The sequence below is a fragment of the Ruegeria sp. BF12 genome (assembly GCF_056538705.1).
The window spans coordinates 453,736-480,132 of the sequence record NZ_JBQFTP010000002.1 but is presented as its reverse complement, the minus strand read 5'-3'; the positions used below and the strand labels follow the sequence as shown (position 1 = coordinate 480,132).

The 26,397-nt window shown below is 56.9% G+C and carries 28 protein-coding genes; 16 read left to right on the top strand and 12 right to left on the bottom strand.

Annotated features, from left to right (window positions below; all coding sequences use genetic code 11):
- The first annotated feature begins 4 nt into the window (after positions 1-4).
- From gmk to ACR0J0_RS05285, 11 genes are all read left to right on the top strand, one after another.
- The gene (gene gmk / locus ACR0J0_RS05335; RefSeq protein ID WP_480661791.1) at positions 5-646 is read left to right on the top strand and encodes a guanylate kinase; all 642 of its coding nucleotides are present in this window, start codon (positions 5-7) and stop codon (positions 644-646) included.
- Positions 643-1,167, top strand: a complete 525-nt coding sequence (locus ACR0J0_RS05330) for a gamma carbonic anhydrase family protein (protein ID WP_480661789.1) — start codon at positions 643-645, stop codon at positions 1,165-1,167. The genes gmk and ACR0J0_RS05330 overlap by 4 nt, the downstream gene beginning before the upstream one ends.
- Before the next feature lie 32 nt (positions 1,168-1,199).
- A complete protein-coding gene (locus tag ACR0J0_RS05325; protein WP_480661787.1) occupies positions 1,200-2,246 on the top strand; it encodes a sensor histidine kinase in 1,047 nt (348 codons plus the stop codon).
- Between the two features lie 196 nt (positions 2,247-2,442).
- A complete protein-coding gene (locus tag ACR0J0_RS05320; protein WP_480661785.1) occupies positions 2,443-3,483 on the top strand; it encodes a substrate-binding domain-containing protein in 1,041 nt (346 codons plus the stop codon).
- Between the two features lie 83 nt (positions 3,484-3,566).
- Positions 3,567-5,039 (top strand): phosphate ABC transporter permease subunit PstC, encoded by a 1,473-nt coding sequence (gene pstC / locus ACR0J0_RS05315; protein WP_480661783.1) that lies wholly within the window; start codon positions 3,567-3,569, stop codon positions 5,037-5,039.
- The gene (gene pstA / locus ACR0J0_RS05310; protein ID WP_480661781.1) at positions 5,036-6,397 is read left to right on the top strand and encodes a phosphate ABC transporter permease PstA; all 1,362 of its coding nucleotides are present in this window, start codon (positions 5,036-5,038) and stop codon (positions 6,395-6,397) included. Before pstC ends, pstA begins: the two co-directional genes overlap by 4 nt.
- A gap of 12 nt (positions 6,398-6,409) precedes the next feature.
- Positions 6,410-7,207, top strand: coding sequence for a phosphate ABC transporter ATP-binding protein PstB (gene pstB, locus ACR0J0_RS05305; RefSeq protein ID WP_239335200.1), 798 nt, complete (start codon positions 6,410-6,412; stop codon positions 7,205-7,207).
- A 16-nt stretch (positions 7,208-7,223) separates the two neighbouring features.
- Positions 7,224-7,925, top strand: coding sequence for a phosphate signaling complex protein PhoU (gene phoU, locus ACR0J0_RS05300; protein WP_480661779.1), 702 nt, complete (start codon positions 7,224-7,226; stop codon positions 7,923-7,925).
- A gap of 12 nt (positions 7,926-7,937) precedes the next feature.
- Positions 7,938-8,627, top strand: a complete 690-nt coding sequence (gene phoB / locus ACR0J0_RS05295) for a phosphate regulon transcriptional regulator PhoB (RefSeq protein WP_480661777.1) — start codon at positions 7,938-7,940, stop codon at positions 8,625-8,627.
- Positions 8,628-8,750: 123 nt separating this feature from the next.
- Positions 8,751-9,980, top strand: a complete 1,230-nt coding sequence (locus tag ACR0J0_RS05290) for an acyl-CoA dehydrogenase (RefSeq protein ID WP_480661775.1) — start codon at positions 8,751-8,753, stop codon at positions 9,978-9,980.
- Positions 9,981-10,095: 115 nt separating this feature from the next.
- Positions 10,096-10,863: an SDR family oxidoreductase gene (locus ACR0J0_RS05285; protein ID WP_480661773.1), complete on the top strand. Its 768-nt coding sequence runs from the start codon at positions 10,096-10,098 to the stop codon at positions 10,861-10,863.
- On the opposite strand, the gene ACR0J0_RS05280 is transcribed toward ACR0J0_RS05285, so the two are convergent.
- Positions 10,860-11,729, bottom strand: a complete 870-nt coding sequence (locus ACR0J0_RS05280; RefSeq protein ID WP_480661771.1) for an acyl-CoA thioesterase — start codon at positions 11,727-11,729, stop codon at positions 10,860-10,862. The genes ACR0J0_RS05285 and ACR0J0_RS05280 overlap by 4 nt on opposite strands.
- Positions 11,730-11,776: 47 nt before the next feature.
- A complete protein-coding gene (locus ACR0J0_RS05275) occupies positions 11,777-13,006 on the bottom strand; it encodes a serine hydrolase domain-containing protein (protein WP_480661769.1) in 1,230 nt (409 codons plus the stop codon).
- Between the two features lie 197 nt (positions 13,007-13,203).
- Here ACR0J0_RS05275 and ACR0J0_RS05270 point away from each other — a divergent pair, with 197 nt between their 5' ends.
- Positions 13,204-13,812: a DsbA family protein gene (locus ACR0J0_RS05270; protein WP_480661767.1), complete on the top strand. Its 609-nt coding sequence runs from the start codon at positions 13,204-13,206 to the stop codon at positions 13,810-13,812.
- A gap of 12 nt (positions 13,813-13,824) precedes the next feature.
- Here ACR0J0_RS05270 and ACR0J0_RS05265 read toward each other — a convergent pair whose 3' ends face one another.
- Together ACR0J0_RS05265 and ACR0J0_RS05260 are read right to left on the bottom strand one after the other, a co-directional pair.
- Complete coding sequence (locus ACR0J0_RS05265) at positions 13,825-14,850, bottom strand: phosphotransferase family protein (RefSeq protein ID WP_480661765.1); 1,026 nt, start codon at positions 14,848-14,850, stop codon at positions 13,825-13,827.
- A gap of 23 nt (positions 14,851-14,873) precedes the next feature.
- Positions 14,874-15,692, bottom strand: a complete 819-nt coding sequence (locus tag ACR0J0_RS05260) for an SDR family oxidoreductase (RefSeq protein ID WP_480661763.1) — start codon at positions 15,690-15,692, stop codon at positions 14,874-14,876.
- Between the two features lie 134 nt (positions 15,693-15,826).
- Here ACR0J0_RS05260 and ACR0J0_RS05255 point away from each other — a divergent pair, with 134 nt between their 5' ends.
- The 3 genes from ACR0J0_RS05255 (at position 15,827) to ACR0J0_RS05245 (ending at position 18,158) form a co-directional block, all read left to right on the top strand.
- Positions 15,827-16,828, top strand: coding sequence for an NADPH:quinone oxidoreductase family protein (locus ACR0J0_RS05255; protein ID WP_480661933.1), 1,002 nt, complete (start codon positions 15,827-15,829; stop codon positions 16,826-16,828).
- 128 nt (positions 16,829-16,956) lie between these two features.
- Positions 16,957-17,406, top strand: a complete 450-nt coding sequence (gene aroQ, locus ACR0J0_RS05250; RefSeq protein WP_480661762.1) for a type II 3-dehydroquinate dehydratase — start codon at positions 16,957-16,959, stop codon at positions 17,404-17,406.
- The gene (locus ACR0J0_RS05245) at positions 17,403-18,158 is read left to right on the top strand and encodes a LuxR family transcriptional regulator (RefSeq protein ID WP_480661760.1); all 756 of its coding nucleotides are present in this window, start codon (positions 17,403-17,405) and stop codon (positions 18,156-18,158) included. Before aroQ ends, ACR0J0_RS05245 begins: the two co-directional genes overlap by 4 nt.
- A 364-nt stretch (positions 18,159-18,522) precedes the next feature.
- Here the strand turns inward: ACR0J0_RS05245 and tsf are convergent, their stop codons facing one another.
- From tsf to ACR0J0_RS05220, 5 genes are all read right to left on the bottom strand, one after another.
- The gene (tsf, locus tag ACR0J0_RS05240; RefSeq protein WP_480661758.1) at positions 18,523-19,398 is read right to left on the bottom strand and encodes a translation elongation factor Ts; all 876 of its coding nucleotides are present in this window, start codon (positions 19,396-19,398) and stop codon (positions 18,523-18,525) included.
- A 77-nt stretch (positions 19,399-19,475) separates the two neighbouring features.
- Positions 19,476-20,267 carry a 30S ribosomal protein S2 gene (gene rpsB / locus ACR0J0_RS05235; RefSeq protein WP_475203200.1) on the bottom strand — a complete coding sequence of 264 codons (792 nt, stop codon included), beginning with the start codon at positions 20,265-20,267 and terminating at the stop codon, positions 19,476-19,478.
- A 166-nt stretch (positions 20,268-20,433) separates the two neighbouring features.
- On the bottom strand, positions 20,434-21,309 hold the full coding sequence (gene olsA / locus ACR0J0_RS05230) for a lyso-ornithine lipid O-acyltransferase (protein WP_480661756.1): 876 nt from the start codon (positions 21,307-21,309) through the stop codon (positions 20,434-20,436).
- Positions 21,275-22,030 carry an L-ornithine N(alpha)-acyltransferase gene (gene olsB, locus ACR0J0_RS05225; protein ID WP_480661754.1) on the bottom strand — a complete coding sequence of 252 codons (756 nt, stop codon included), beginning with the start codon at positions 22,028-22,030 and terminating at the stop codon, positions 21,275-21,277. The genes olsA and olsB overlap by 35 nt, the downstream gene beginning before the upstream one ends.
- Positions 22,031-22,128: 98 nt before the next feature.
- Positions 22,129-22,311 (bottom strand): DUF3553 domain-containing protein, encoded by a 183-nt coding sequence (locus tag ACR0J0_RS05220; RefSeq protein ID WP_480661752.1) that lies wholly within the window; start codon positions 22,309-22,311, stop codon positions 22,129-22,131.
- Between the two features lie 44 nt (positions 22,312-22,355).
- Here ACR0J0_RS05220 and ACR0J0_RS05215 point away from each other — a divergent pair, with 44 nt between their 5' ends.
- Positions 22,356-22,952, top strand: coding sequence for a histidine phosphotransferase family protein (locus tag ACR0J0_RS05215; protein ID WP_480661750.1), 597 nt, complete (start codon positions 22,356-22,358; stop codon positions 22,950-22,952).
- Here ACR0J0_RS05215 and ACR0J0_RS05210 read toward each other — a convergent pair.
- The 3 genes from ACR0J0_RS05210 to obgE are packed head-to-tail and all read right to left on the bottom strand — an operon-like array spanning position 22,949 to position 26,384.
- A complete protein-coding gene (locus ACR0J0_RS05210; protein WP_480661748.1) occupies positions 22,949-24,211 on the bottom strand; it encodes a glutamate-5-semialdehyde dehydrogenase in 1,263 nt (420 codons plus the stop codon). The two genes, ACR0J0_RS05215 and ACR0J0_RS05210, sit on opposite strands and share 4 nt — an antisense overlap.
- A gap of 44 nt (positions 24,212-24,255) precedes the next feature.
- A complete protein-coding gene (gene proB / locus ACR0J0_RS05205) occupies positions 24,256-25,362 on the bottom strand; it encodes a glutamate 5-kinase (RefSeq protein WP_480661746.1) in 1,107 nt (368 codons plus the stop codon).
- Positions 25,350-26,384, bottom strand: coding sequence for a GTPase ObgE (gene obgE / locus ACR0J0_RS05200; protein ID WP_480661744.1), 1,035 nt, complete (start codon positions 26,382-26,384; stop codon positions 25,350-25,352). Before obgE ends, proB begins: the two co-directional genes overlap by 13 nt.
- Between the last annotated feature and the right edge of the window lie 13 nt (positions 26,385-26,397).

The window sequence follows — 26,397 nt, the reverse complement described above, 5'->3', positions numbered from 1 at the left end:
CCAAATGGCGGATCGACGCGGCCTACTAATCATTCTGTCCTCACCTTCGGGGGCCGGTAAATCGACCTTGGCCAAGCGGCTGATGCAGTGGGATTCGGAACTTGAGTTCTCGGTCTCGGCCACCACGCGGGCACCGCGTCCCGGCGAAGAACATGGGCGCGAATACTACTTCCTGAGTGAAGATGCGTTCCGCCAGCAGGTGTCCGAAGGACAGATGTTGGAACACGCACATGTGTTCGGCAATTTCTACGGCTCTCCTGCAGGGCCTGTTCGCGACTCGATTAATACTGGCAAGGACGTTCTGTTTGACGTGGACTGGCAGGGTGAGGTGCAAATCCGCAACTCAGACCTGGGTAAGCACGCCCTGTCGATCTTTATCCTTCCGCCGTCTATCCCCGAACTGCGCCGCAGGCTCGAAAGCCGCGGACAGGACAGCGAAGACGTGATCGCCAAGCGGATGCTGAAAAGCTGGGATGAGATCAGCCACTGGGGCTATTACGACTACGTGTTGATCAATGATGATCTGGACGCCACCGAGGAAAAGCTGAAAACCATCGTCAGCGCCGAGCGTATGCGCCGGATCCAGCAACCTAAACTGCAGAACCACGTCCGCACGCTGCAAAACGAATTCGAAGGTTTGTCATGACGATTTACGCTCTGGGCAATCACACACCGCAAATCCACGAAGACACATGGGTTGCACCGGACGCCAACCTGATCGGGAAAGTCGTGCTGGAGCAGGGGGCCTCGGTCTGGTTCGGCTGCACGATACGCGCAGATCACGAAGAGATCCGTGTGGGCGAGGGCAGCAATGTTCAGGAAAACTGCGTCATGCATATCGACGCCGGATACCCTCTGACCATTGGCAAGAATTGCACCATTGGTCACAAGGTCATGCTGCACGGCTGTACAATCGGCGAGAACACACTGATCGGGATGGGCGCGATTGTTCTGAACGGGGCGAAGATCGGGAAAAACTGCCTGATCGGTGCCGGGGCGCTGATTACCGAAGGCAAAGAGATCCCTGATAATTCTCTGGTCATGGGCTCTCCGGGTAAGATCGTGCGGGAGTTAGACGAGGCGGCGGCGAAAAAAATCACGCTCAGCGCGTTGCACTATCAACAGAACATGCGCGCGTTCAGGGATATGTTGAAACTCGTGCCTTAGCGCGATCCCAACTGGTTCAAGAGAATTCAGACATGCCAAACGACCTGCTTGCTGAAATCGTGTCGGCCATCCCGATGCCTGCCCTCATGGTGGATCAAACCGAACGCATCATCGCCGCCAATACCGATGCCCGGACAATGCTGGGACAGAATATCGAAGGTCGGCATTTCGCGACGATCCTCCGGCAGCCTCAGGTCATCGACGCGATGGAACAAAGCCTGCGCAGCAAAGGGCCGGCCAAAACCCGGCACCTCGGCAATGATGGGGCTCAGGATACCACGTTCGAAGTTCAGTGCCGTTACATGAACGGCGTGGGTGCCGTGGATGGCGGCGCAGTCATGGCGGTGTTTCAGGACATAACGCATCTGGAACAGGCCGGGCAGATGAGGCGCGATTTCGTGGCGAATGTCAGTCATGAATTGCGCACGCCATTGACGGCTCTCATGGGATTCATTGAAACCCTGCGAGGCCCCGCGCGCGATGATGAGGCCGCGAGAGACCGGTTTCTTCAGATCATGACCGACGAGGCCAATCGCATGAATCGGCTGGTGGGCGATTTGCTGTCGCTGAACCGCGTTGAAAGCGAAGAACGCGTCAGGCCCAAAGAGCAGCTTGAACTGACCGGGTTGTTGCAATCGACTTTGACTTCGCTGCGACCTCTGGCCGAGAAGGCAGGTGTGGACCTTACGCTTGATGCGTCATGCGGGCCGATCACGTTGACCGGTGATAGCGATCAACTGCGTCAGGTCTTCACCAATCTGATCGAGAACGCGATCAAATACGGCGGCAGTGGAGGAGTTGTGGACGTGCGCGTCGTGTCATCCGAACGGGACACTGCCATGCGCGGCCCGGCGGTTCGGGTTCAGATCGCTGACAAAGGGCCGGGAATCGACGCCGTTCATCTGCCGCGCCTGACCGAGAGATTCTATCGGGCAGATAGCCACCGATCTCGGGAACTGGGTGGTACGGGGCTGGGCCTTGCAATCGTAAAACACATCGTGAACCGCCACAGGGGCCGCTTGCGTGTCGAAAGTGATCTGGGCAAAGGCTCTGTTTTTACGGTGATATTGCCGCGGTGACCGCGGACGTTTCGCCTGGAAACAATTCTCGGTGCTGACCCCCTACGCCTCGTCAAGTTAAGAAATACTAAGTAATTTGTGACTTGTCATAAAACCGTTACGTACTTGTCACAAAAGGCTTACCGACGCCTCTTAGGGGTTCGCCCCAAGATCATCATGGGGGTGATCAGAATTTACCTTTCTCAAGGAGACTGAAATGTCCTTTGTAAAACTGTCGGCTTCGGCGCTTACCATTGCTGCTGTATCGGCCACCGCGGCCGCTGCTCGTGACCAGGTTCAGGTTGCTGGTTCGTCAACCGTGCTGCCTTACGCTTCGATCGTTGCAGAAGCCTTCGGTGAAAACTTTGACTTCCCGACGCCGGTTGTTGAATCGGGCGGTTCGTCGGCCGGTCTGAAGCGTTTCTGTGAAGGTGTTGGCGAAAACACCATCGACGTTGCGAACGCATCGCGCCAGATCCGTGAAAAAGAAATCAAAGCCTGTGCTGAAAACGGCGTTACCGACATCATCGAAGTTCAGATCGGTTATGACGGCATCGTTTTCGCATCCGACATCAACGGCAACTCGTTCGAGTTCACGCCGGAAGACTGGTACAAAGCCCTGTCCGCTCAGATCGTTGTTGATGGTGAACTGGTCGACAACCCGAACAAAACCTGGGCCGACGTCAACCCCGCGTTCCCGGCGCAGCCGATCGCAGCTTTCATCCCGGGCACCAAGCACGGTACCCGTGAAGTGTTCGAAGACAAGGTGATCCTAGCCGGTTGTGAGCACCTGGGCGACTTCGACGTCTACAAAGCTGCCAACGGCGACGACAAGAAAGCTGCCGAAAAAGCCTGTATCGCTCTGCGTACCGATGGCGTTTCGGTCGACATCGACGGCGACTACACCGAAACTCTGGCCCGTATCGACAGCAACAAGGACGGCATCGGCGTCTTTGGTTTGGCGTTCTACGAGAACAACACCGACAAGCTGCAGGTTGCGACCATGTCCGGCATCGTTCCGTCGACCGAGTCGATCGCATCCGGTGAATATCCGGTTTCCCGCCCGCTGTTCTTTTACGTGAAGAAAGCCCACATCGGCGTGATCCCAGGCCTGAAAGAATATGCTGAGTTCTTCGTCGCCGACGAGATCGCTGGCCCCGACGGCCCGCTGGCAGAATACGGCCTGGTATCCGACCCTGAACTGGTCAAGGTACAGGAAGCTGTTGCCAACGAAACCGTACTGGGCGGCGGTTCCTAATCACCCTTGCTAACCGAACCGGGGCGTTTTATGCGCGCCCCGGTTCTTTTTGACTCCATCTCTGCCATCCCCACGGAGTTCTCATGGCGTTATCCTGGCTGTTGCTTATCCTGCTTGCGCTGGCAGTGATCGGATACTTTGCGGGTCGGTCCCGCGCATTGGCAAGCGCGGGAGGAGACGCCCGCGATTTGCATTCTCTGCCATCTTACTACGGCTACAACGTTGCGCTGACGGCTCTGGTTCCCGCAGTTGGGGTGCTGATCGTCTGGCTTCTTGCCCAACCGATGATCGTGAACAGCACGGTATCCGGACTTATTCCCGATCAAGCGATCCCCGAAGGGTCTGATCGCGGTCTGATCATGAGCGAGGTGCGCCGTGTCGCCTATGGCCTGGACGGCGCCGTTGCCAGTGGTGCAATGACCGAAGCTCAGGCTCAGGATGGCAGCGCTGATATCGAAATCCTGACCAAAACGCTGAAAGATGCAGGGCAGGTTCTGACGCAGGACATAACACAGCCCATTCTGGTGGCGGCGCAGAAATTCCGCAGCATGACATCGACCGGGACCGTCGCGATGCAAGTCGTCGTACTAGCTCTGGCGTTGCTTGGTGCGGCTTTTGCTTATGTGCGCACGCACAAGGAATTCCGGGCCCGCAACGTGGTCGAGCAGGGCGTTCTGGCGCTGTTACTGTTGGCCGCGTCAATCGCGATCCTGACGACGGTCGGAATCGTTCTGTCGATGCTTTTTGAGACCATGAACTTCTTCCAGCTGCACTCTTGGAAGGATTTCTTCTTCGGCAGCACCTGGGCCCCGAACTTCCGCGGCGGCAGCGAGCTGTCGATCCTGCCGCTGTTGTGGGGAACCTTGTATATTTCGCTGATCGCATTGCTGGTAGCCGTGCCGATTGGCCTGTTTGCTGCGATTTACCTGTCTGAGTATGCCTCGGGCGCGACACGCTCCATCGCCAAGCCTCTGCTTGAAATCCTCGCCGGTATCCCGACCATCGTTTATGGTCTGTTCGCTTTGCTGACCGTTGGTCCGGCGCTTGTTTCGATGTTTGGCCAGGGCGGCACACTGGGTGTGGGCTGGATGGCCAGTTCCAACGCGGTTCTGACCGCCGGGCTGGTGATGGGTATCATGCTGATCCCGTTTGTCTCGTCGCTGTCGGATGACATCATCAACGCAGTACCGCAATCCATGCGCGACGGCTCGCTTGGCCTTGGTGCAACACATTCGGAAACCGTGCGCAACGTGATCCTGCCCGCTGCGCTGCCGGGCATCGTCGGGGCTGTTCTGCTGGCCGCCAGCCGCGCCATCGGTGAAACAATGATCGTTGTGATGGCCGCCGGTGCGATCGCCAAGTTTTCGGGCAACCCGTTCGAGGCGATGACGACCATCACCACGCGGATCGTCAGCCAGTTGACCGGAGACACCGACTTTGCCAGCCCCGAAACGCTGGTGGCGTTTGCGCTAGGTTTGACCCTGTTCATCATCACGCTGGGGCTGAATATCTTCGCCCTCTACATCGTACGCAAATACCGGGAGCAGTACGAATGACCGATATTTCCCAAACACCTGGCGCTGCTCCGACCGCGAAACCCAAGGGTGGTTCGCTGTTCGAAAAGGACGCGCGCACCAAGCGGCGCAATGCGGCTGAAAGCCGGTTCAAGATGTACGGCATCGCCGCAATCGGTATCGGGCTGCTGATGCTGGTCGTTCTGGTGACGAACATCGTGACCGCCGGTACCGGGGCCTTTCAGCAAACCTATCTTGAGCTGGATGTCGACCTGAAGGCAGACAAGCTGGACAAGAAGGGCAACCGCAATATCGAGGATATCAAGAAGGTTTCGACCTTTGGTTATGCGCCTCTGATCGCGTCTGCGCTGGAATCCGAAGTTGCAAAACTTGGTATTCAGACCGATTTGTCGGCCAAGGACATGGGCAAGATCCTGTCCAAGGCGGCACAGGCCGAATTGCGGAACTACGTCATCGCCAACCCTGATGAGATCGGTAACACGGTCAGCTTCCGCTTTCTCACCAACAGCCGCGTCGATGGATACATGAAAGGTCGCGTAACCCGCGACTCGATTGCCAATGATAAGAGCATCTCGGTCGAACAACTTGATTTTGTTGACCAGTTGCGCAACGCCGGTGTTCTGTACAAGGCGTTCAACCCCGACTTTATCCTTGGTGCTGATGCCTCTGACCAACGGCCCGAGGCTGCAGGTATCGGTGTGTCCATGCTGGGTTCTCTGTTCATGATGTTTGTGGTGCTGGCGCTGGCCTTGCCGATTGGCGTAGCAGCCTCGATTTACCTCGAGGAATTCGCACCGCAGAACCGACTGACCGACATCATCGAGGTCAACATCTCGAACCTAGCTGCCGTTCCATCCATTGTTTTTGGTATTCTGGGTTTGGCCGTCTTCATCAACTACATGCACCTGCCGACATCCGCACCGCTGGTGGGCGGTCTGGTGCTGACGCTGATGACCTTGCCGACGATCATTATCTCGACCCGCGCGTCGCTTAAGGCGGTCCCACCGTCGATCCGCGATGCGGCGCTTGGGGTAGGGGCCTCGAAAATGCAGGCCGTATTCCACCACGTTTTACCGCTGGCCGCACCCGGCATCCTGACCGGCACCATCATTGGTTTGGCGCAGGCATTGGGCGAAACTGCTCCGCTGTTGCTGATCGGGATGGTTGGATTCATTGCCTCGAACCCGCCCGACGGGATCGTCGCGGGCTTCCTGTCCCCGAACTCGGCCATGCCGGCGCAGATCTACGAATGGTCCAAGCGCGCCGATCCGGCCTTTTACGAACGCGCATGGGGGGGCATCATCATTCTGTTGATCTTCCTTGTCACAATGAACACGATTGCGGTCATCCTGCGCCGCCGCTTCGAACGCCGCTGGTAAGTGGAGGCTATAATGAACGATATGACACGAGTGGAGAGAACCGTGGACTCCAAAGCTATCAAGATTGCCGCAAAAAAGGTTCAGGTCTATTACGGTGAGACGCACGCCATCAAAGACGTGGACGTCGAGATTGAAGACAAAACCGTAACGGCCTTCATCGGCCCGTCCGGCTGCGGCAAGTCCACTTTCCTGCGCTGCTTGAACCGGATGAACGACACGATCGACATCTGCCGCGTCAAGGGCGATATCCTGCTGGATGGCGAGGACATCTATGACAAGCGGGTCGACCCGGTGCAGCTGCGCGCCAAGGTTGGAATGGTTTTCCAAAAGCCGAACCCGTTCCCCAAGTCGATCTATGACAATGTCGCATATGGCCCACGCATCCACGGCCTTGCCAAGAACAAAGCCGAATTGGATGAAATCGTTGAAAAATCCCTGCGCCGAGGCGCCATCTGGGATGAGGTCAAGGACCGTCTGGACGCCCCGGGCACAGGCCTTTCGGGCGGTCAGCAACAGCGTCTGTGCATCGCGCGGGCGATTGCAACCGCACCCGAGGTCCTGTTGATGGACGAGCCGTGCTCGGCCCTGGATCCGATTGCGACGGCTCAGGTCGAGGAACTGATCGACGAACTGCGCTCACGCTATTCGGTGGTGATCGTGACCCACTCGATGCAGCAGGCCGCACGGGTCAGCCAGAAGACGGCGTTCTTCCACTTGGGCAACTTGGTCGAGTTTGGCGAAACGGGGCAGATCTTTACCAACCCCGAAGATCCCCGCACGGAAAGCTACATTACCGGCCGTATCGGCTGAGGACAGGTATTTGAACATGACCGAACAACATATTGCATCCGCATTCGACCGCGACCTGGAAGCGGTACAGGCCCATATCATGAAGATGGGTGGGTTGGTCGAAGCCGCGATCATGAATTCCGCGCGCTCGCTTGAGTCCCGCGACGAGGAACTGGCCCAAGAGGTGCGTCAGGGCGACAAGGCCATCGACGCGCTTGAGGACCTCATCAACGAGGAAACAGCCCGGCTGATTGCGCTGCGTGCTCCTACGGCGAGTGACCTGCGTCTGGTTCTTTCGGTACTGAAAGTGTCGGCAAACCTGGAACGCATTGGGGACTATTCCAAAAACATCGCCAAGCGAACCACGGTTCTGGTCAATGCAGGCGAGATTAACGGCAGCGCTGCAGCCCTGCGCCGCATGGCGCGCGAGGTCGAGCGGATGCTGCGCGACGCTCTGGACGCCTACATCCAGCGGGACGCCGAACTGGCCGCTGACGTGATTGACCGGGATGAGGAAGTCGATCAGATGTACAATGGTCTGTTCCGTGAATTTCTGACCTTCATGGCCGAAGACCCGCGGAACATTTCGTCCTGCATGCATCTGCATTTCATCGCCAAGAACATTGAGCGTATGGGCGACCACGTCACCGCCATAGCCGAGCAGGTTGTTTATCTGGTCACCGGCGAGCGCCCGACCGAAGCGCGGCCCAAGGCCGATATCACGTCGCAATCCGCATAGGAGATTACGGATATGTCTGCGGATCAACCAACTGTTCTGGTTGTCGAGGATGAACTGGCGCAGCGTGAAGTGCTGGCCTACAACCTCGAGGCAGAAGGCTTTCGGGTTTCCAAAGCGGCCAACGGCGAAGAGGCACTGCTGCTGGTAGATGAAGATAGTCCTGACATTATCGTTCTCGATTGGATGATGCCGAACCTCAGCGGGATTGAGGTCTGCCGCCGGCTGAAAACACGGCCTGACACGCGCGCGATCCCGATCATCATGCTCTCGGCACGATCCGAAGAGGTCGACAAGGTGCGCGGTCTTGAAACTGGTGCCGATGACTATGTGGTCAAACCGTACTCGGTCGTTGAGTTGATGGCGCGCGTACGTACTCAACTGCGTCGGGTTCGTCCGGCGACTGTTGGAATCCGGTTGGAATACGGTGATATCATTCTGGACTCGGAAACTCACAAGGTCAGTCGCAACAGCAAGCCTTTGAAACTGGGTCCGACCGAATTCCGCCTGCTGAGCACGTTTATGGAAAAACCCGGACGCGTCTGGAGCCGCGAGCAATTGCTGGATCGTGTCTGGGGCCGGGATATCTATGTCGATACCAGAACGGTTGATGTTCACATCGGCCGCCTGCGCAAGGCTCTGACCCAGCACGGCGGCGAGGATCCGGTTCGGACAGTCCGCGGTGCCGGTTACGCGCTGGGGTAAGCGAACGGGGCAGGGCGCGCCCCGTTCTATGCGGTTTACTCATGGTTAGATGCGAAACTCTGACTGTTTTTTGCGTTTCTGGCGGGTTACTTTGCGGCAAAGCTGACTAAGCGGAGAAGCAAGATGAACGCCCCTGACACAAAACCGACTTTGCGCGCCAAAGATGCACCTGATATGGGATCGTTCACATGGGACGATCCGTTTCGCCTTGCGGATCAGCTGACCGAAGATGAGCGTATGATTGCGGCAAGCGCAAATGCATACGCGCAGGAAAAGCTTCAGCCCCGGGTTTTGGAAGCTTTTCAGAAAGAAGAGACCGATCCGGAAATTTTCCGCGAGATGGGCGAAATGGGCCTGTTGGGCACCACGATCCCCGAGGAATATGGCGGTCTGGGCTCAGGTTACGTGTCCTACGGATTGGTCGCGCGCGAGGTTGAGCGTGTCGACTCCGGCTATCGATCAATGATGTCGGTGCAAAGCTCGCTGGTGATGTATCCGATCTATGCCTATGGCAGCGAAGAACAGCGTCGGAAATACCTTCCGAAACTGGCCAGTGGTGAATGGGTCGGCTGCTTTGGCTTGACCGAACCAGACGCAGGTTCCGATCCCGCCGGAATGAAAACCCGCGCCGAGAAAATCGACGGTGGCTACCGGCTGACCGGCAGCAAGATGTGGATCTCGAACTCGCCAATTGCGGACGTATTTATTGTCTGGGCCAAATCTGATGCCCATGACGGCAAGATCCGCGGCTTTGTTCTTGAAAAAGGCCTCAAGGGTCTGAGCGCGCCAAAGATTCAGAATAAAATGAGCCTGCGTGCGTCGATCACCGGTGAGATTGTGTTGGACGGCGTCGAAGTGGACGAGGGTGCGTTGCTGCCTCACGTGCAGGGCCTCAAAGGTCCTTTCGGATGCCTTAACCGTGCGCGTTATGGCATCAGCTGGGGCGTCATGGGCGCCGCCGAATCCTGCTGGCATGGCGCTCGCCAGTACGGGCTGGATCGCAAACAGTTCAACAAGCCCTTGGCACAGACACAACTATTCCAGCGCAAACTGGCAGACATGCAGACTGAGATCGCGCTGGGTCTTCAAGCCAGCCTTCGTGTTGGTCGTCTGATGGATGAAGCCGAAGCCGCGCCCGAAATGATCTCAATCGTCAAGCGCAACAACTGCGGCAAGGCATTGGACATCGCTCGGATGGCGCGTGATATGCACGGCGGCAACGGTATCTCTCTGGAGTTCCAAGTGATCCGCCATATGGTCAATCTGGAAACCGTGAACACGTATGAAGGCACACACGACGTTCACGCGCTGATCCTGGGGCGGGCGCAGACCGGGCTGCAGGCCTTCTACTAGGATATTTCAGATATCGTGTAATCGGTATTATGTAAAAAATAGCTGTGCGATTAGGGCTTTTCTCTAATCGCCAGTGCCTTACGATACTTTCCTAAACGCCTGAATGGAGTTTTGGATGAAGTTGAATGGTAAGACAGTGGTCGTAACCGGCGCAGCCAACGGCATTGGCAAAGGCCTTGCAACCCGGTTCGCGCATGAAGGTGCTACTGTCGTATGCGCAGATATCGAAGCGGATGCTGCGATATCTGTGGCCCAGGAAATCGGCGGTCACGCAGTTTCTTGCGACGTTTCTGACGAAAGCAGCATCAAAGCGCTGATTGATCACGTCGAAGATAAGATCGGCCCGGTTGATCTGTTTTGCGCAAATGCTGGTATTCTTACACTCGGTGGTCTCGACGTGCCGGATGAAGATTGGGATCGGATCTGGAAGATCAATGTCATGTCCCATGTCTGGACAGCGCGGCACCTGGTTCCACGTATGATTGCTCGCGGCGGCGGTTACATCATGACCACGGCCTCGGCGGCTGGATTGCTGAACCAACCCGGCGCTGCGCCATACGGGGTTTCAAAGCACGCTGCCGTTGGTTTCGCTGAATGGCTGTCTCTGACGTATGGCCATAAAGGCCTGCGCGTGTCCGTTCTGTGTCCACAAGCGGTTCGATCTGAAATGACGCGCGGCTTTGAGGACTCGGTCGCGTCTATCGACGGAATGCTGGAACCCGAGGACGTTGCCCAAGCCTGTGTTGAAGCGATTGAGGCAGAACAGTTTCTGGTGCTGCCACATCCGCAGGTGTTGGACTATATGAGGCACAAAACCGGGGATTATGATCGCTGGCTGGGCGGAATGCGTAAGCTAAATCAACAGTTTACCGAAGGCGGCTAAGGCTTTTTCTGCGCCTTGCGCATCAGACCTTCCTGAGTGACCGATGCCACTAGCGTGCCGTCCTGAGCGTAAATGGACCCTCTGTTAAAGTTGCGCCCTCGCCCGGTCCAAGGTGAATCCATAGAATATAGATGCCAATTCTCGAAGTGGATCGGAGCGTGAAACCACATCGCGTGATCCAGGCTGGCGGCATTGACTTCGCCGGTAAACCAGCTCAGCCCGTGTGGGCGCATACCAGAACCCATGAGATACATGTCCGAAGCGTAGGTCAGCAGTAGCTGCTGAGTGGCTGCATCAACGCCTGCAGCGCCAGGCATACGGAACCAGACCTGGTTTCGGTCATCCGATTTCTCCGGCGTAAACGGGTCCAGGTGACTGGCTTCGCGGACTTCGATCGGACGCTCTCGGGTCAGCTCTCCGCGCAGTTTCTCGGGTACCAGATGCAGGTATTTCTGGCGCAGTTCGGTGCGCGACGGATAGCTTTCGGGTGATCCCGTTTGAGGCATCTGGTGGTGGTGATCCCATCCCTCATCGAGAATGTGAAACGAGGCCGACATGTTCAGGATTTGCTTGCCGTGCTGAATCGCGACCACGCGTCGCGTGGTGAAGGAACCTCCATCTCGGGCTCTATCAACTTGATAAATAACAGGAATAGACGGATCACCGGGGCGAATAAAGTAGGCGTGCAGAGAATGACACAGCCGATCTTCTACGGTTCTGTACGCCGCCGCCAACGCTTGTGAGACGACTTGTCCGCCAAATATCCGGGTCGGTGTTTCTCCACCTGATCCTGTGCCCCGAAACAAATCAACTTCAAGCCTTTCGAGGTTCAAAAGGTCAAGAAGGACACGTTCTGCTTCGGTCATGATTGTCGCTCCGGTTATTCAGGCTAGGCGTATCAGTGCCACATGGATCATTCAATCAAGGCAGCCAAGACGAGTGCTTTTAGTTCTGCACGTGACGGGTATGAACTGGACGGGGACAATTGGGTGAAAAACACCGCGCTCAAATCGTTGCAGCGATCAATCCAAAAGAACGTCGACGCCATGCCGCCCCAACTGAAATCGCCCAACGAACCGGGTGTTCGGGTGCGGCCCGGGTTCACGACCACCGAGCCGGCCAGGCTGAAACCCATGCCTTCCATCGGCTGTTCGGCGAAGCTTTGCGGGCCCATCGAGGCGATGTCGCCGGGCAAATGATTATGCAGCATGAAGTCTACGGTCTTGGGACCCAATAGCCGGTTCCCGTTACCCTGCCCTCGGTTCCGCATCATTTCGACAAACTTCGAATAGTCGTCAATCGTACTGACCAAACCTCCGCCACCAGAAAACGTTGTGGCGTTTTCAAAAGGAGAGTCACCCGCTTGATCCGTTAGTCGCAGGGTATCCTCGCCGGTTTCGGCCGAGTTCAGCGCCATGGCATCCCCGGCCAGTGGCGTATACAGGGAGGCAAACCGATCCCCTGCCCCTTTGGGTACAGAAAACCCGGTTTCGACCATTCCGAGCGGCTCAAAAATCTCTTGAGCAAAGAACTGATCGAGTGACTTTCCTGAAACCACCTCGACCACACGGCCCAGCACATCCGTGGAAACCGAGTATTCCCAGCGGGTTCCGGGCTGAAACGCCAGCGGCAATTCAGCCAGCACACTGATCCGGTCTTTCAGAGGACCTTGATCCGGACCAAAGATAAGGTCTTTTGCATCCATCGCCGACGGCAGAACGCCCGGATTGAACGGATAGCTGAACCCCCCTGTATGAGTCAGCAATTGGTGCAGCGTTGGCGTCGGGGCATCCTCGGTCTGGTCCAGACGTTCCGCGCCCAGGACCAAGGCCTTCATCGACCCAAACTCGGGAATGAAATCAGATATTTGAGCGTCGAGGTGAAACAGGCCACGCTCGGCCAGCATCATAATGGCAACCGAGGTGATGGGCTTGGTCATCGAATAGATGCGGGCAATCGTGTCCCTTTGAAATGGCAGCCCCTTTTCGACACTTCTGACGCCACACTCATGAAAAAACACCTCGGAACCTTGATGTCTCAGCAACAGCGAACTGCCCGCGTATTTCCGTTGATCGACATATCGCTGCATCCAGTCGCGGATGCTGTTCAGGCGGGTTGGATCAAGGGCCAACTGGCTGCACATGGATGTCAGGTCTCCTTGGGTCGTGAGACTGATCTTGACGGGTGGCGCACTGAATTGACAGGGGAATTCGCGTTTTTTCGCTGTTGGGTTCACTGCAACGCTGCGTGTCTTTCATTCCACCTGTTACACTGAATGCGTTACAGATTCGCCTTGTGTCGCAGAGTGCAGTTCATTGATCGCCGTATCGGAGTTAGACCATGACGCAGTCAATAGATTTCATTTTCGATTTCTGCAGCCCCAATGCCTTTCTGGCGCATAAGGTTTTGCCCGAGTTAGCCGAACGTGACGGTGTTCAGTTGAACTATGTGCCTGTGTTACTATCCATAGTGTTCAAGGCGACGAACAATCAAAGTCCGTTTCAGGCTTTCTCAGAAAACCGCCAGAAGTCAGCATATCTGACCCATGACCTTCATCGTTTTGCCCGGAGGCGCGGTCTGAGTTTTCACATGAGCCCGCATTTCCCGATCAATACGAAATTCGCAATGCGGGGCGCTATTTTTGCGTCAGGAAAGTCATGGGAAAATAACTATATAGAAGCTGTTTTTGATGCGATTTGGGTGCATGGACAGAAAGTCGATGAACTAAGTGTTCTGATGGACATTATACAGGAACATGGACTTCCTGTGCGAAAACTGCGTGAGGCAATGACCGGCGCGGACGTGAAGCAGCGGCTAAAAGAACAATCCAAAGCCGCTGTAAGGCGCGGGGTATTCGGGGTACCCACGATGTTTGCTGGGTCCGAGATGTTTTTCGGCAAAAACAGCCTGGGTAATCTTGAGTTGGAGCTTTCTCAGTCTGAACATTGAAAGCCGCCTGACCTATTGCTCAAGCGCAGCAAGGCCGTGTTTCGCGAACACCGGGACGTAGGCGCCGAACACCTGCGCGCGCTTGGGGTCTGACGCATTTCCATCCAGTGCGCGTTTGTAGACACCCTGCAGAATTCCTGCCATTCGGAAGAAATTGAAGGCCAGGTAAAAACCGAAACTCTCGATCCCTGGCAGATTCCGGCGCTGACAATAGCGTTCGATAAACTCCTGATCAGATGGCAATCCCAATGCCTTGCGGTCAACGCCGGCCAGTCCTCGCCCTTCCTTGCCGGGTGGCAGCTGCCATTGCATGATGACCGCGGCCAGATCCGCATAGGGGTGTCCGATGGTGGACAGCTCCCAGTCCAGAACGCCGACGCAACGTGTACCATTTTGCTGGAACATCAAATTGTCGATGCGGTAATCGCCATGCACCAGTGTTCGTTGCCCGTCGTCCTTTGGGATCGACGATTGAAGCGCGGAAATCAGAGTGTCCATTTCGGCAATCGTCGTTGTTTCTGAGGCTCGATACTGCTTGGTCCACCGTGCAATCTGACGTTCAAAGTAGTTTCCCGGTGGGCCATAGTCAGACAACCCGACCGCATCGACGTCGACCTCGTGCAGATCGGCCAACACGCGGTTCATTTCGTCGAACACGCCCGAGCGGGTTTCGTTGTCGGTCCCATCCATGGTGGGTTCCAAAAACACGCGCCCCTGCAATCGTTCCATGATGTAGAAAGCGGATCCGATAACGTCGTCGTCCTCGCACAACAGCATCATGCGAGGAACTGGCACCGCACTTTCGGCCAATGCCTTTTGGACCTGAAACTCCCGTTCCACCGCATGGGCCGATTTCAACAAAACGCCGGGCGGCTTGCGACGCAGCACATATGTTTTTGATGGCGTGCGCAGCTCGAACGTCGGGTTGGACTGGCCTATTGCGAACTTCGTCGCCTCTAGCGGTCCTCGGTAGCCGTCTAGATTTGCGCTCATATAGGTATCGAGGTTTAGCAGGTCGAGTTGGGCTTTATATGTCATTTCAAAAACCTATGACCCATTTCTTACAGCGCCTCGGCAAAGATATTGCCGGCCGTTACAACGTTGATGCCACCAGAGACAGGGATGACGGCCCCGGTAACGTAGCTGCCGCCACGTCCACACAGAAACAGCACGCACCCGGCGATATCCTCGTCGCGTCCGACGCGTCCCATCGGCACCGATTTGCCAACCTTGTCGCGGGTGCCTTCGTCGGCCGTTGCGAAGGCCGTCATGCGCGACACAAAAGGTCCGGGTGCTAGGGCGTTGACTGTGACGTGATACGGGGAAAGCTCCTTGGCCAGAATTTTGGTCAGGTGCAGCACGGCGGCTTTCGATGCAGAATAACTGTAGGCGCCATCACCCATGGGAACTTCGCCCATAACCGAACCCACATTGACGACGCGTGCCGGGTCATCGGGGGTTCCGGACTTCATCAGCATAGGCAGCAGTCTTTGGGTCAGTTCAAACAACCCGGCGACATTGATAGACATGACCTTGTCCCACGCGTGATACGGAAACTGCCCCATCGGCGCGCCCCAGGATATCCCGGCATTATTCATCAATATATCAAGCTGATCCGTGCGCCTCCTGACCTCGTCAACCATCGCCTGAACACCGTCTTCGGTGCCGACATCACCGCTGAACCCTTCTGCGCTGCCAGGGGCGCCTAGGGCATTCAACTCGGCGGCGACGGCCTCACAGGCATCACCCTTGCGCGATGCGATTAATACGCGTGCCCCTGCCCTGACCAGCGCCTCGGCTGCCATCCGGCCAATTCCGGTCGCACCACCGGTTACCAGTGCGGTTTTTCCCTCCAGTGAAAATAGGGCTTCAGGGGTCATTGTCTGCTCCTCGATTGTGATTAGTGGCGCGGGCGATGGTCGCGGACGAGGATTGCGCCTCGCCGAATTGTTGACAACGTCCGCCGCTGCGCCAAAGTTCCTCCTAACCGAATAACAAGGACAACATGGCCGATATGCAAGCTTTACTCAGCGTCGCTCCGGGCGGGCCGGAAACTTTGGAACTTACGACTCTACCCGATCCGGTGCCGGGCAAAGGAGAATTGCTGGTCGGAGTCAAAGCCGCCGGGGTCAATTTTCCCGATACGCTGATGATCCAGGACCTGTATCAGATCAAGCCACCAAGACCATTCGCCCCCGGAGGTGAAATCGCCGGTGAAGTATTAGCAGTTGGCGAGGGCGTCAGCGGATTTGATGTAGGCGACCGGGTTTCGGCGCTGACTGGACACGGCGGTTTTGCAACGCATCTGACCGTCAAGGTTGCAACGGCCGTCAAGTTTCCCGATACGATGCCTTTCGAAGACGCGGCCTGTTTCATTTTCACCTACGGAACCTCGTATCACGCGTTGAAGGATCGCGCGGCGTTGAAGCCCGGGGAAACCCTTTTGGTCTTAGGTGCGGCGGGAGGCGTCGGAAGCGCTGCCATTGAGTTAGGCAAGGCAATGGGCGCCCGGGTGATCGCCGCGGTATCTTCGCCGGAAAAGGCGGATTTCTGCCGTCAAATCGGTGCGGATGAGACCATCGTCTATTCACGCCAGATGGATCGTGACGCGCAAAAGGCATTTTCTTCTGACATCAAAGCGTTAGCTGGCTCAAATGGAGTTGATGTCGTCTATGACGCTGTTGGCGGCGACTATGCTGAGCCCGCACTGCGTAGTATGGCGTGGAATGGAAGGTTTCTTGTTGTAGGTTTTCCGGGTGGCATTCCCAAAATCCCGCTCAATCTGCCGTTGTTGAAAGGCTGCCAAATTGTTGGCGTGTTCTGGGGGGCTTCGGTGTTTCGGGACCCAAGGGGCCACGCGGAAAATATCAGTGAGCTGTTCGATTTATATGCAAAAGCTCAGATAAAGCCGCAAATCAGCGCCCGATTTCCGTTGGAAAACGCGAGCGACGCTCTGACCTTGCTGAGTGAGAGGTCTGTTCTCGGAAAAGTTGTGGTTACGATACCCGAAACCTGACAGCAGCCGAGGTTCATTATCTAGGGATGATGGTGTTCGATTGGCGACACTCGCCCGATGAGTGCGCAGGCTGGTGGACATCCATACCTTTTCACGTTTATGAACCAATAAATGGGGATTGTGAAATAATGTATAAAGTTCTGATTTTGAACGGTCCAAACCTGAACCTACTGGGTACTCGGCAACCCGAGGTTTATGGTCGTACGACTTTGAAAATGGTCGAAGAAGCTTGCGTAAACCATGGTGCGTCCGTTGGGTTGGACGTTTCACATGTGCAATCAAACCACGAAGGTGCGTTGATTGATGCCATCCATGCGGCCAAAGGTACGCAGGATGGGATCGTTCTGAACGCAGGAGCTTACACCCACACGTCGATCGCACTGATGGATGCGATTTCCTCGGTCGAGTTGCCGGTGGTGGAAGTTCATTTGTCCAATATTCATGCCCGCGAGCCCTTTCGACACACTTCCTATATCGCGACGGTTGCACTGGGCCAGATTTGTGGATTTGGCCTTCAAGGCTACGTTATGGCGCTGGACGCGCTGTCGGCTCATCTCAAGAATGAGGGGGCCGCATGAAGCTGGGCGAATACCTTAATTTTCTCAGCTACGTCAAAACGCTGGAAGAGCTTTGGGACGCTCATTGCCGCCAGATGGCAGAGTTCGGTTTCGACCGACTGCTGTATGGTTACACGCGTTACAGAACCGAAACCTCGCTGGGTGACCCCGAAGACTTCACCATCCTGACCAACCACGGGAATGACTACATTGATGGTTTCGTGCGGGACGGACTGTACTTCCACGCTCCGATGTTGAAATGGGCGTTGAACAACGAAGGTGCAGCCAGCTGGAAACTGATCCAGGACATGAGTTCTGACGGCACGATGACCGCCGAAGAACGTCAGGTCTATGAGTTCAACCGATCAAAAGGTGTGGTGGCCGGATACACCATCAGCTTTACGTCTGTGTCGATGCGGTCCAAAGGGGCAATTTCACTTTCCGCTGGTGGGTCGGTCAGTCAGAGTGACGTCGACGCGATCTGGGCGGAACATGGCGATGACATCCTGTTGATGAACAATGTCGCGCACCTCAAGATCCTCACCCTGCCCTACAATGCCCCAAACCGAGCCCTGACAAAGCGCCAGCGTGAGGCGTTGGAGTGGGTCGGTGACGGAAAGACAACGCAGGATATCGCCCTGCTCATGGGGCTGACCGCGGCAACGGTAGAAAAGCATCTCAGGCTCGCGCGCGAATCTCTTTCGGTTGAGACCACGGCGCAAGCTGTACTGAAGGCTTCGCTGCAAAATCAGATGTTCAAAATGGAAGCATGACGTGTCATTTTTGACGCTGATTTGCGTCAATTTACGTTGGGTAAGGAAAACATGACTTCCCAAATCTGAGCCCTAGTTGCAAAGTGATAGCGTTCCGTGAGTGGTGGCTTTAGCCTGGGAACGTTTTGGTTGGATCTTTGCATTAACAAAGCTCTCCGATCACTCTGACACAAGGGCGCCTATTTGTACGCGTCTCTTAGTTGGAATTTTGGGGGGCCTCGACCATCCCCATCTGCGGGGCCCCTCATTCCTTCAATAATCATGTGAGTTCGGTGCGCGAACCAGCGAAAAAAAACCGGCTACGCATAGCGTAACCGGTTAATTTCTTTTCAGGGTAAAGGCCCCTTTCGAGGCCTCTCCTGTCTTAGCCTTGTGCGGCTTTGGCAACTTCGGCTGCGAAGTCTTCTTTTTCGACCACGATGCCTTCGCCAACTTCCAGACGTACGAAACCGGTGATGGTTGCGCCTGCTTCTTTGGCCGCTGCTTCAACGGTCAGGTCAGGGTTCACAACGAAGGACTGGTTCAGCAGAGTCGATTCAGCCACGAACTTCTTCATACGGCCTTCGATCATCTTCTCGATCACCTGTTCCGGCTTGCCGGATTCACGGGCGATGTCCATCTGGACCTGCTTTTCCTTCTCGACCACTGCCGGATCCATGTCTGCCTCGGACAGAGCTGCCGGGTTCACGGCCGCGATGTGCATTGCAACCTGCTTGCCGATTGCTTCGTCACCGCCGGTCATAGCAACCAGAACGCCGATTTTGCCCATGCCGTGGGTGGCTGCGTTGTGGACGTAGGACACAACCGTGTCGCCCGACAGTTTGGCCATGCGGCGCACTGACATGTTCTCGCCGATGGTAGCGATCTTGTCGGTCAGCGTGTCAGCAACGGATTTACCGCCCAGATCAGCAGCCAGCAGTGCTTCGACATTGTCGACGCCTTCAGCTGCGTATGCGATCTTGCCAACCATTTCCTGGAAATCGGCGTTTTTCGCGACGAAGTCGGTTTCCGAGTTCACTTCGACCGCGACACCGCTGCCACCGTCGACGTGCACTGCAACCAGGCCTTCTGCTGCGGTACGACCCGATTTCTTGGCCGCTTTGGCCAGACCCTTGGTGCGCAGCCAGTCAACGGCTTCGTCCATGTTGCCGCCGGTTTCAGTCAGCGCCTTTTTTGCGTCCATCATGCCTGCGCCGGTCGAGTCGCGCAGTTCTTTAACCATTGCTGCTGTGATTGCCATCTTTTGGCTCTCCTCAATTCAAACGGAATTGGGGCAGGTCATACCCTGCCCCATATGTCATTTACGTGACGGGCAGCTTACGCTTCTGCAGGTGCTTCTGCTTCGGCGGGTGCTTCTTCAGCAACGGCTTCCTCGGCCGGAGCTTCTTCGAAGGCACCGATGTCAACGCCAGCCGCACCCATCTGAGCGGTCATGCCGTCCAGAGCCGCGCGAGCGGCCAGGTCGCAGTACAGCGAGATCGCACGGGCCGCGTCGTCGTTGCCGGGGATGATGTAGTCAACGCCGTCGGGCGAGCAGTTGGTGTCGACAACAGCCACAACCGGAATACCCAGCTTGTTGGCTTCTGCGATGGCCAGTGCTTCTTTTTTGACGTCGATGACGAACAGCAGGTCCGGAACGCCGCCCATCTCACGGATACCGCCCAGCGAAGCCTGCAGCTTGGCCTGGTCACGTTCCATGCCCAGACGCTCTTTCTTGGTCAGGCCTTCTGCGCCCGATTCCATCGCTTCGTCAATCTGGTTCAGACGGTTGATCGACTGGGAAACGGTTTTCCAGTTGGTCAGAGTGCCGCCCAGCCAGCGGTGGTTCATGTAGTACTGAGCCGACTTTTCAGCAGCTTCGGCGATCGGGCCAGCAGCCTGACGCTTGGTGCCAACGAACAGAACGCGGCCACCTTTTGCGACGGTATCACGAACAGCCTGCAGCGCCTGGTCCAGCATCGGAACGGTCTGGGTCAGGTCCATGATGTGGATGCCATTGCGCGAGCCGTAGATGAACGGGCCCATGCGGGGATTCCAACGCTGTGTCTGGTGACCAAAGTGAACGCCAGCTTCCAGCAGCTGACGCATGGTGAACTCGGGAAGAGCCATGCTATTTTCCTTTTCCGGTTTACGCCTGGGCGGGGGTGAAAGAAGCGGATGCTCCAACCGGCGGTCTTGATGAGGATGTCTCCCTCAAAAAGGCCAAACCCCGCCTGCGGGTTTGAATGGCGCGCGTATACGGCAGGAATTCGGGCAGCGCAAGGGCCAATCGCCCTTATTTTTCAAGCCGCGCCAAAGCATGCGCATGGCGCACGGCCTCTTCGCAATGTGCGGCGAGCGCTTTGCGGTCGGTGAAGTCGCTGACCTTGGCGGGCGCATGGTAGATCAACTCGACACTGCCCTGCTTGCGGGCGCTCAGTGTTTTGAGGAGATGCGGCGCGAAATCCATATCGCCCCACCAGCCATAGAACCGGTCCGGTTGTCCGACAGGCGCGTGAAACACCACCGAAACGGGTTGAACATACATAAATTCCCGAAGTTCCTCTGAAAAGAACGCCGCGAAGAGTGTTGTTTTGAATGGCAAAACGCGCAGTCCGTCGGTCGAGGTTCCTTCGGGGAAAAACAACAGCTTGTGGCCAGCTTTTAGGCGTTCTTCGAAGATCAGGGTCTGTTCGCGGGCCTTCTTGCGGTCGCGCTCGATAAAAACGGTGCCCGTAGAACGTGCCAACCAACCAATTCCGGGCCATTTGGCAACTTCGGCTTTTGAGACGAAATAAACGCGTTTGCGGGCATTTAGTGCAAAAATGTCCAGCCACGAGGTGTGGTTTGCGACCACGGCCCCGCGCTCTTTCATCAGTTCTCCGGAACTGCGAAATCCTATGCCCAGTAGACGCAGCGCATTGCGACAGACGAATTGCGCGATAAACGGGGTGATCGGGCGGCGTACCCCGTACAAGGGGCGTTCGATCAGGCGCACTGCTAACAGAAGGATCAGTCCGCCGAAGACAAGCAGCGCCAGCGGTACTCCTCGCAGGACCACTAGCGTCCAGCCGACCAACCCCAGTTCGACTGGGGCAGGCGCATCCTCACTATTCCAAAGCGGATCGGACACCGGCTCAGGCTCCGCCATAGATACGTCGCTGGCGTTCATTCATACGCGCCGTGTCAAGGATCAGGCAGACATCCGTCGTGTTGAAGGCGTGGTCGATGAAGGCCCCCTCACCCACAAAACCGCCGAGGCGTAGGTATGCCTTGATCAGTGCGGGTACCTGCACCATCGCAGCGCGCCGATCCAGAGCATCTGGCGCGACGAGGTCCATGGATTGAAACACGTCCGGCTGAGCTCTGACCCGCAGGTCCGGTGGGGCCAGATGGTTGTGGTGCAACATCGACAAGGGCTGCGCGAGTTTTTGAACGTCGATGCCGTGGAAACTGGCGACACCAAACAGTACCTCGATTTCGCGCTCGGTCACATATCCGGCTAGGCCGTTCCACAGATGGTACATCGCCGTGCCGCCCCGATAGTCAGGATGCAGGCAGGACCGGCCAAGCTCCAGCAGCTTGCGGTCGCTCTGCTTCAATACGGTCAGATCGTATTCGTCTTCGGAATAGAACTGTCCCAATTCCAGTGCACGTTCGCCCGGTAACAGCCTGTAAACACCGATAACTTCGCCTGTGGCGTCGTCATAGGCCAGCATGTGGTCAAAGTAGGAATCAAACCGGTCCTGCTCTAGGCCTGCTTCGTGGTCCACCATCTCACCGCCGCCGCCCAATTCGCGGACGAATACGTCGTAACGCAACCTTTGCGCCGCGCGCAGTTCTGCCTCGGACTCGGCAAGTTTGATGGTGAAAGAAGGGCCTGCATCCGGCATCGGGGTTTCCGTTATTGTTTAGGCGCTGATACCGCAGTTTTTGGGCGAATGGCAACCGGCACGGCTGGTGCCGGGCGTTAACCATTCCTAAACCAGTTTCACGGATCAAAGACCGGCATCAGGGCGATGCGGGTTCCGTCAATCACAACTTTCCCCTGCTCGCGGAAGTTCACGGTGACTTTGCCCCCAATGTTGGACTGTACCTGACCAACACCCCAATCGGGGAAATCGGGGTGGCGGACATACATGCCCGGTGCAAGAATGGCATTGAGGTCTGTCATGAACGGGCTCCGGTCCGGCGGCAGATACAGCAGGAGAAGTATGCATGGGCGACACCAACGTCAATCTGGCCGAATTGATCGGCTCCCGGATTTGCCACGATTTGATCAGTCCCATTGGAGCAATCACCAATGGTCTCGAGCTGCTTGAGATGGTTGGTTCTGTTCAGGGGCCTGAGATGGAGCTGATTACGGGCAGTGTTGGCAGTGCCGGGGCAAGAATTAGGTTCTTTCGCGTCGCTTTTGGTTCGGCCAGTGATCAGCCCCTGGGCCGCGCCGAGGTCTCGGAGCTTCTGAAGGACATCGAACGCGCCGGCCGTGTCCGCGTCAACTGGCATCTGACCGAGGCGGTTCCGCGCAATCAGGTGAAACTCGCCTTTTTGGCACTGATGTGCTGTGAAAGCGCAATGCCCATGGGCGGCGAGGTAACGGTCGAAAGTTTCGGCGGCGGTTGGACGGTAACGGGCGTTGCCGACAAGCTAAATTTGGATATGGATCTTTGGAAGAACCTGCCAAAGGGTCAGTTTCCAAACAAAGTAACCCCGGCTCAGGTGCAGTTTGCGCTGTTGCCACAAACCGCCGTGTCGATGGGGCGGCGGGTGTCGGCGGAGACCGCCTCAACCCGCGTTGTCATCCGTTTTTAGGAACGGACGGTCCCATTGCCACGGACCAGATATTTGAAGCTGGTCAACTGGGCGGCCCCTACCGGGCCGCGTGCGTGCATTTTGCCGGTTGCAATACCGATCTCGGCCCCCATGCCAAACTCTCCGCCATCGGCGAATTGAGTCGAAGCGTTGTGCATCAGGATCGCGCTGTCCAGCCGCTCAAAGAAATGCGCAGCCGCTTGAGCATCCTCAGTCATGATGCAGTCCGTGTGGTTCGACCCAAACTGCCGGATATGAGCGATGGCCGCGTCAATGTCCGCCACGGGTTTGGCCGCGATGATGCTGTCGAGGAACTCTTTGCCCCAGTCATCATCGGTTGCCTCAACGCTGCCTTCGATGGCCAAAGGACCTTGGGCATGAACTTCGACGCCAGCAGCTTGCAGGGCTGAGATGATGTCCCGGCCAAGGGTCTCGGCAATGTCCTGATGGATCAGAAGGCATTCAGCCGCACCGCAAATACCCGTGCGCCTTGTCTTGGCATTCAGCACGACATCCAGCGTTTTCTGTGGGTCGGCCGCCTTGTCGACATAGATGTGCACGATGCCCTCGAGATGCGCAAAGACCGGCACGCGCGCCTCGCGCTGAACCAGTCCGACCAGCCCCTTGCCGCCACGCGGAACGATAACGTCCACGTAATCGGTCATGGTCAGCAGTTCCTGTACTGCGGCGCGATCCCGCGTCGGGATCAGTTGTATCGAGTCTTCAGGCAGGTTCGCGGCCTTCAGCCCTTCGACAAGACAGGCGTGAATGGCGGTTGAGGAATGGAAGCTTTCCGAGCCACCGCGCAGGATCACCGCATTGCCGGATTTCAAGCACAACGCGCCCGCATCTGCAGTAACATTGGGACGGCTTTCATAGATCACCCCGATGACGCCCAGCGGTGTGCGCACGCGCTGGATGTTCAGGCCCGAGGCCATGTCCCATTCGGATAGAACTTCGCCGACGGGATCGGCCTGATCTGCAACGGTGCGAAGACCGTCGACCATGCCCTGAACACGCGCCTCGTCCAACATGAGGCGATCCATCATCGCAGGGCTCAGGCCTTTTTCGCGACCGAACTCCAGGTCTTTCTTGTTCGCCTCGATGATCTGCGCGCGATTGGCCCAGACGGCGTCAGCCGCGGCGATCAGTGCAGCATGCTTACGTTCGGCACTTGCAAAGGCCAGATCGGCCGAGGCCGCTTTGGCGCGTTTTCCAAGATCGGCCATCAGGGCGGGAATGTTGTCGAAATCCTTCATCTCAGGTGCCTTTCGGTCGGTCTTTTGGTTCTACCATCGCGCCGTTACAGCGCCAAATCATCGCGGTGGATCAGCACGGCCCGGCCTGGATACCCCAGTGTCGCCTCGATTTCCGAGGATTTCCGCCCTTTGATCGCATCCGCCTCTTGCGCGGTATAGCGGCTGAGGCCCTGTGCGAGCCGCCGCGACTGCGGATCCATGATGGCAACCGGATCGCCACGCCCGAAGTCGCCAGTGACTTCAACGATGCCAGCGGGGAGCAAACTTTTACCGTTGCCCAACGCCTTTGCAGCGCCTGCGTCGACCACAATCTCACCGCGGGGCTTCATGGCCGAAATCCAGCGCTTTCGCGCGGCATGCGGGTCAAGAGTTGCCGTGAACCAGGTGCAGTTTGCGCCATCTTCAAGCGATTTCAGAGGGTTCAGAGTCGAACCTTCGGTAATTGCCATGTCACACCCTGCCGCCGTTGCCATCTTGGCCGCCAGCAGTTTTGTCTTCATCCCGCCTTTGGACAGGCCAGAACCCGCGTCACCTGCCATCTCTTCGATCTCTGGCGTGATGGTTTCGATAACGTCGAACCGCTTGGCAGTGCTGTCCTCGTTGGGGTTGCCAGTATAGAACCCATCCACATCGGACAACAGGATCAGCTGGTCGGCCCCTACCGTCACCGCGATCTGCGCCGCAAGCCGGTCATTGTCGCCATACCGGATCTCATCTGTGGCCACTGTGTCATTTTCGTTGACAATCGGAACCGCACCCAAGCTCAGCAGAGTCTCCAGGGTCGCGCGCGAGTTCAGGTAGCGCCTCCGGTCTTCGCTGTCTTCCAACGTCACCAGAACCTGTGCGGTGGTGATCTTGTGGGGCGTCAGAGCCTCTTCATAGGCGCGTGCCAGCCTGATCTGGCCCACCGCTGCCGCAGCCTGAGACTGTTCCAACGGCAAAGTCGCCATTGGCAGGCCCAAAACTCCGCGCCCCAATGCGATTGAGCCGGACGAGACTAGAATCACATCAGTCCCCTGCCCCTTGAGCCACGCCACGTCTCGGGCGAGCGAATGCAACCAGTCTGATCTCAGCAAACCCGTATCGCGATCTACCAGCAAGGCAGACCCGATTTTGACCACCAATCGGCGTGCTGCGGTCAGGGTTGCCAAGACTTCGTCTCCTCAACGGGTTTTTGCCGCAATCGGTTTTCGTCGATTTGGGTTCGCAAGGCGCGCAAAACCTCGGTCACGCCCAGATGCGCAACGCCGGACATTGTCATCACAGGGCCGCCAACGGCCTCTTCCAACTCGGCCTTTTTCAGCTCCAACTCGTCCTCGTCCAGCGCATCGACCTTGTTGAGAACCGTAATGCGTGGCTTTTCCGCCAGCTCACCGCCATAGGCTTCGAGCTCATGAATGATGGTCCGGTAGTCCTCGGCCACGGTTTCCGACGTACCATCGACCAGATGTAACAGAACAGCGCACCGTTCGACGTGGCCAAGGAACCGATCTCCGATTCCACGCCCTTCGTGTGCGCCTTCGATCAGGCCGGGGATGTCGGCGACAACGAATTCCACATTGTCGACACCCACGACGCCCAGATTGGGATGCAGTGTTGTAAACGGATAATCGGCAATCTTGGGGCGCGCGTTTGATGTGGCGGCCAGAAAGGTCGATTTACCCGCATTGGGCATGCCCAACAGACCAACATCTGCGATCAATTTCAGTCGCAGCCAGATCGTACGATCAATTCCGGCCTGCCCCGGATTTGCACGGCGCGGAGCCTGGTTGGTGGCCGATTTAAAGTGCAGGTTGCCAAAGCCACCATTGCCGCCTTTGGCCAACAAGAAACGCTGCCCAACTTCGGTCAGGTCGCAGATAACCGTCTCTTCATCTTCGTCCAGTATCTCGGTGCCAACGGGAACGCGCAGGATGATGTCGTCGCCATCCTTGCCTGTCCGCTGCTGACCACGGCCGGGCTGGCCGTTCTTGGCGAAGAAGTGCTGCTGATAGCGGAAGTCGATCAGGGTGTTCAGCCCATCCACAACCTCGGCCCAGACGGACCCGCCTTTACCGCCGTCGCCGCCATCGGGACCGCCGTATTCAATGTACTTTTCGCGCCGAAAGCTGACGCACCCGCCACCGCCGGCCCCGGACCGGATGTAGACCTTTGCAAGATCGAGAAATTTCATGACTGTCCCCTAA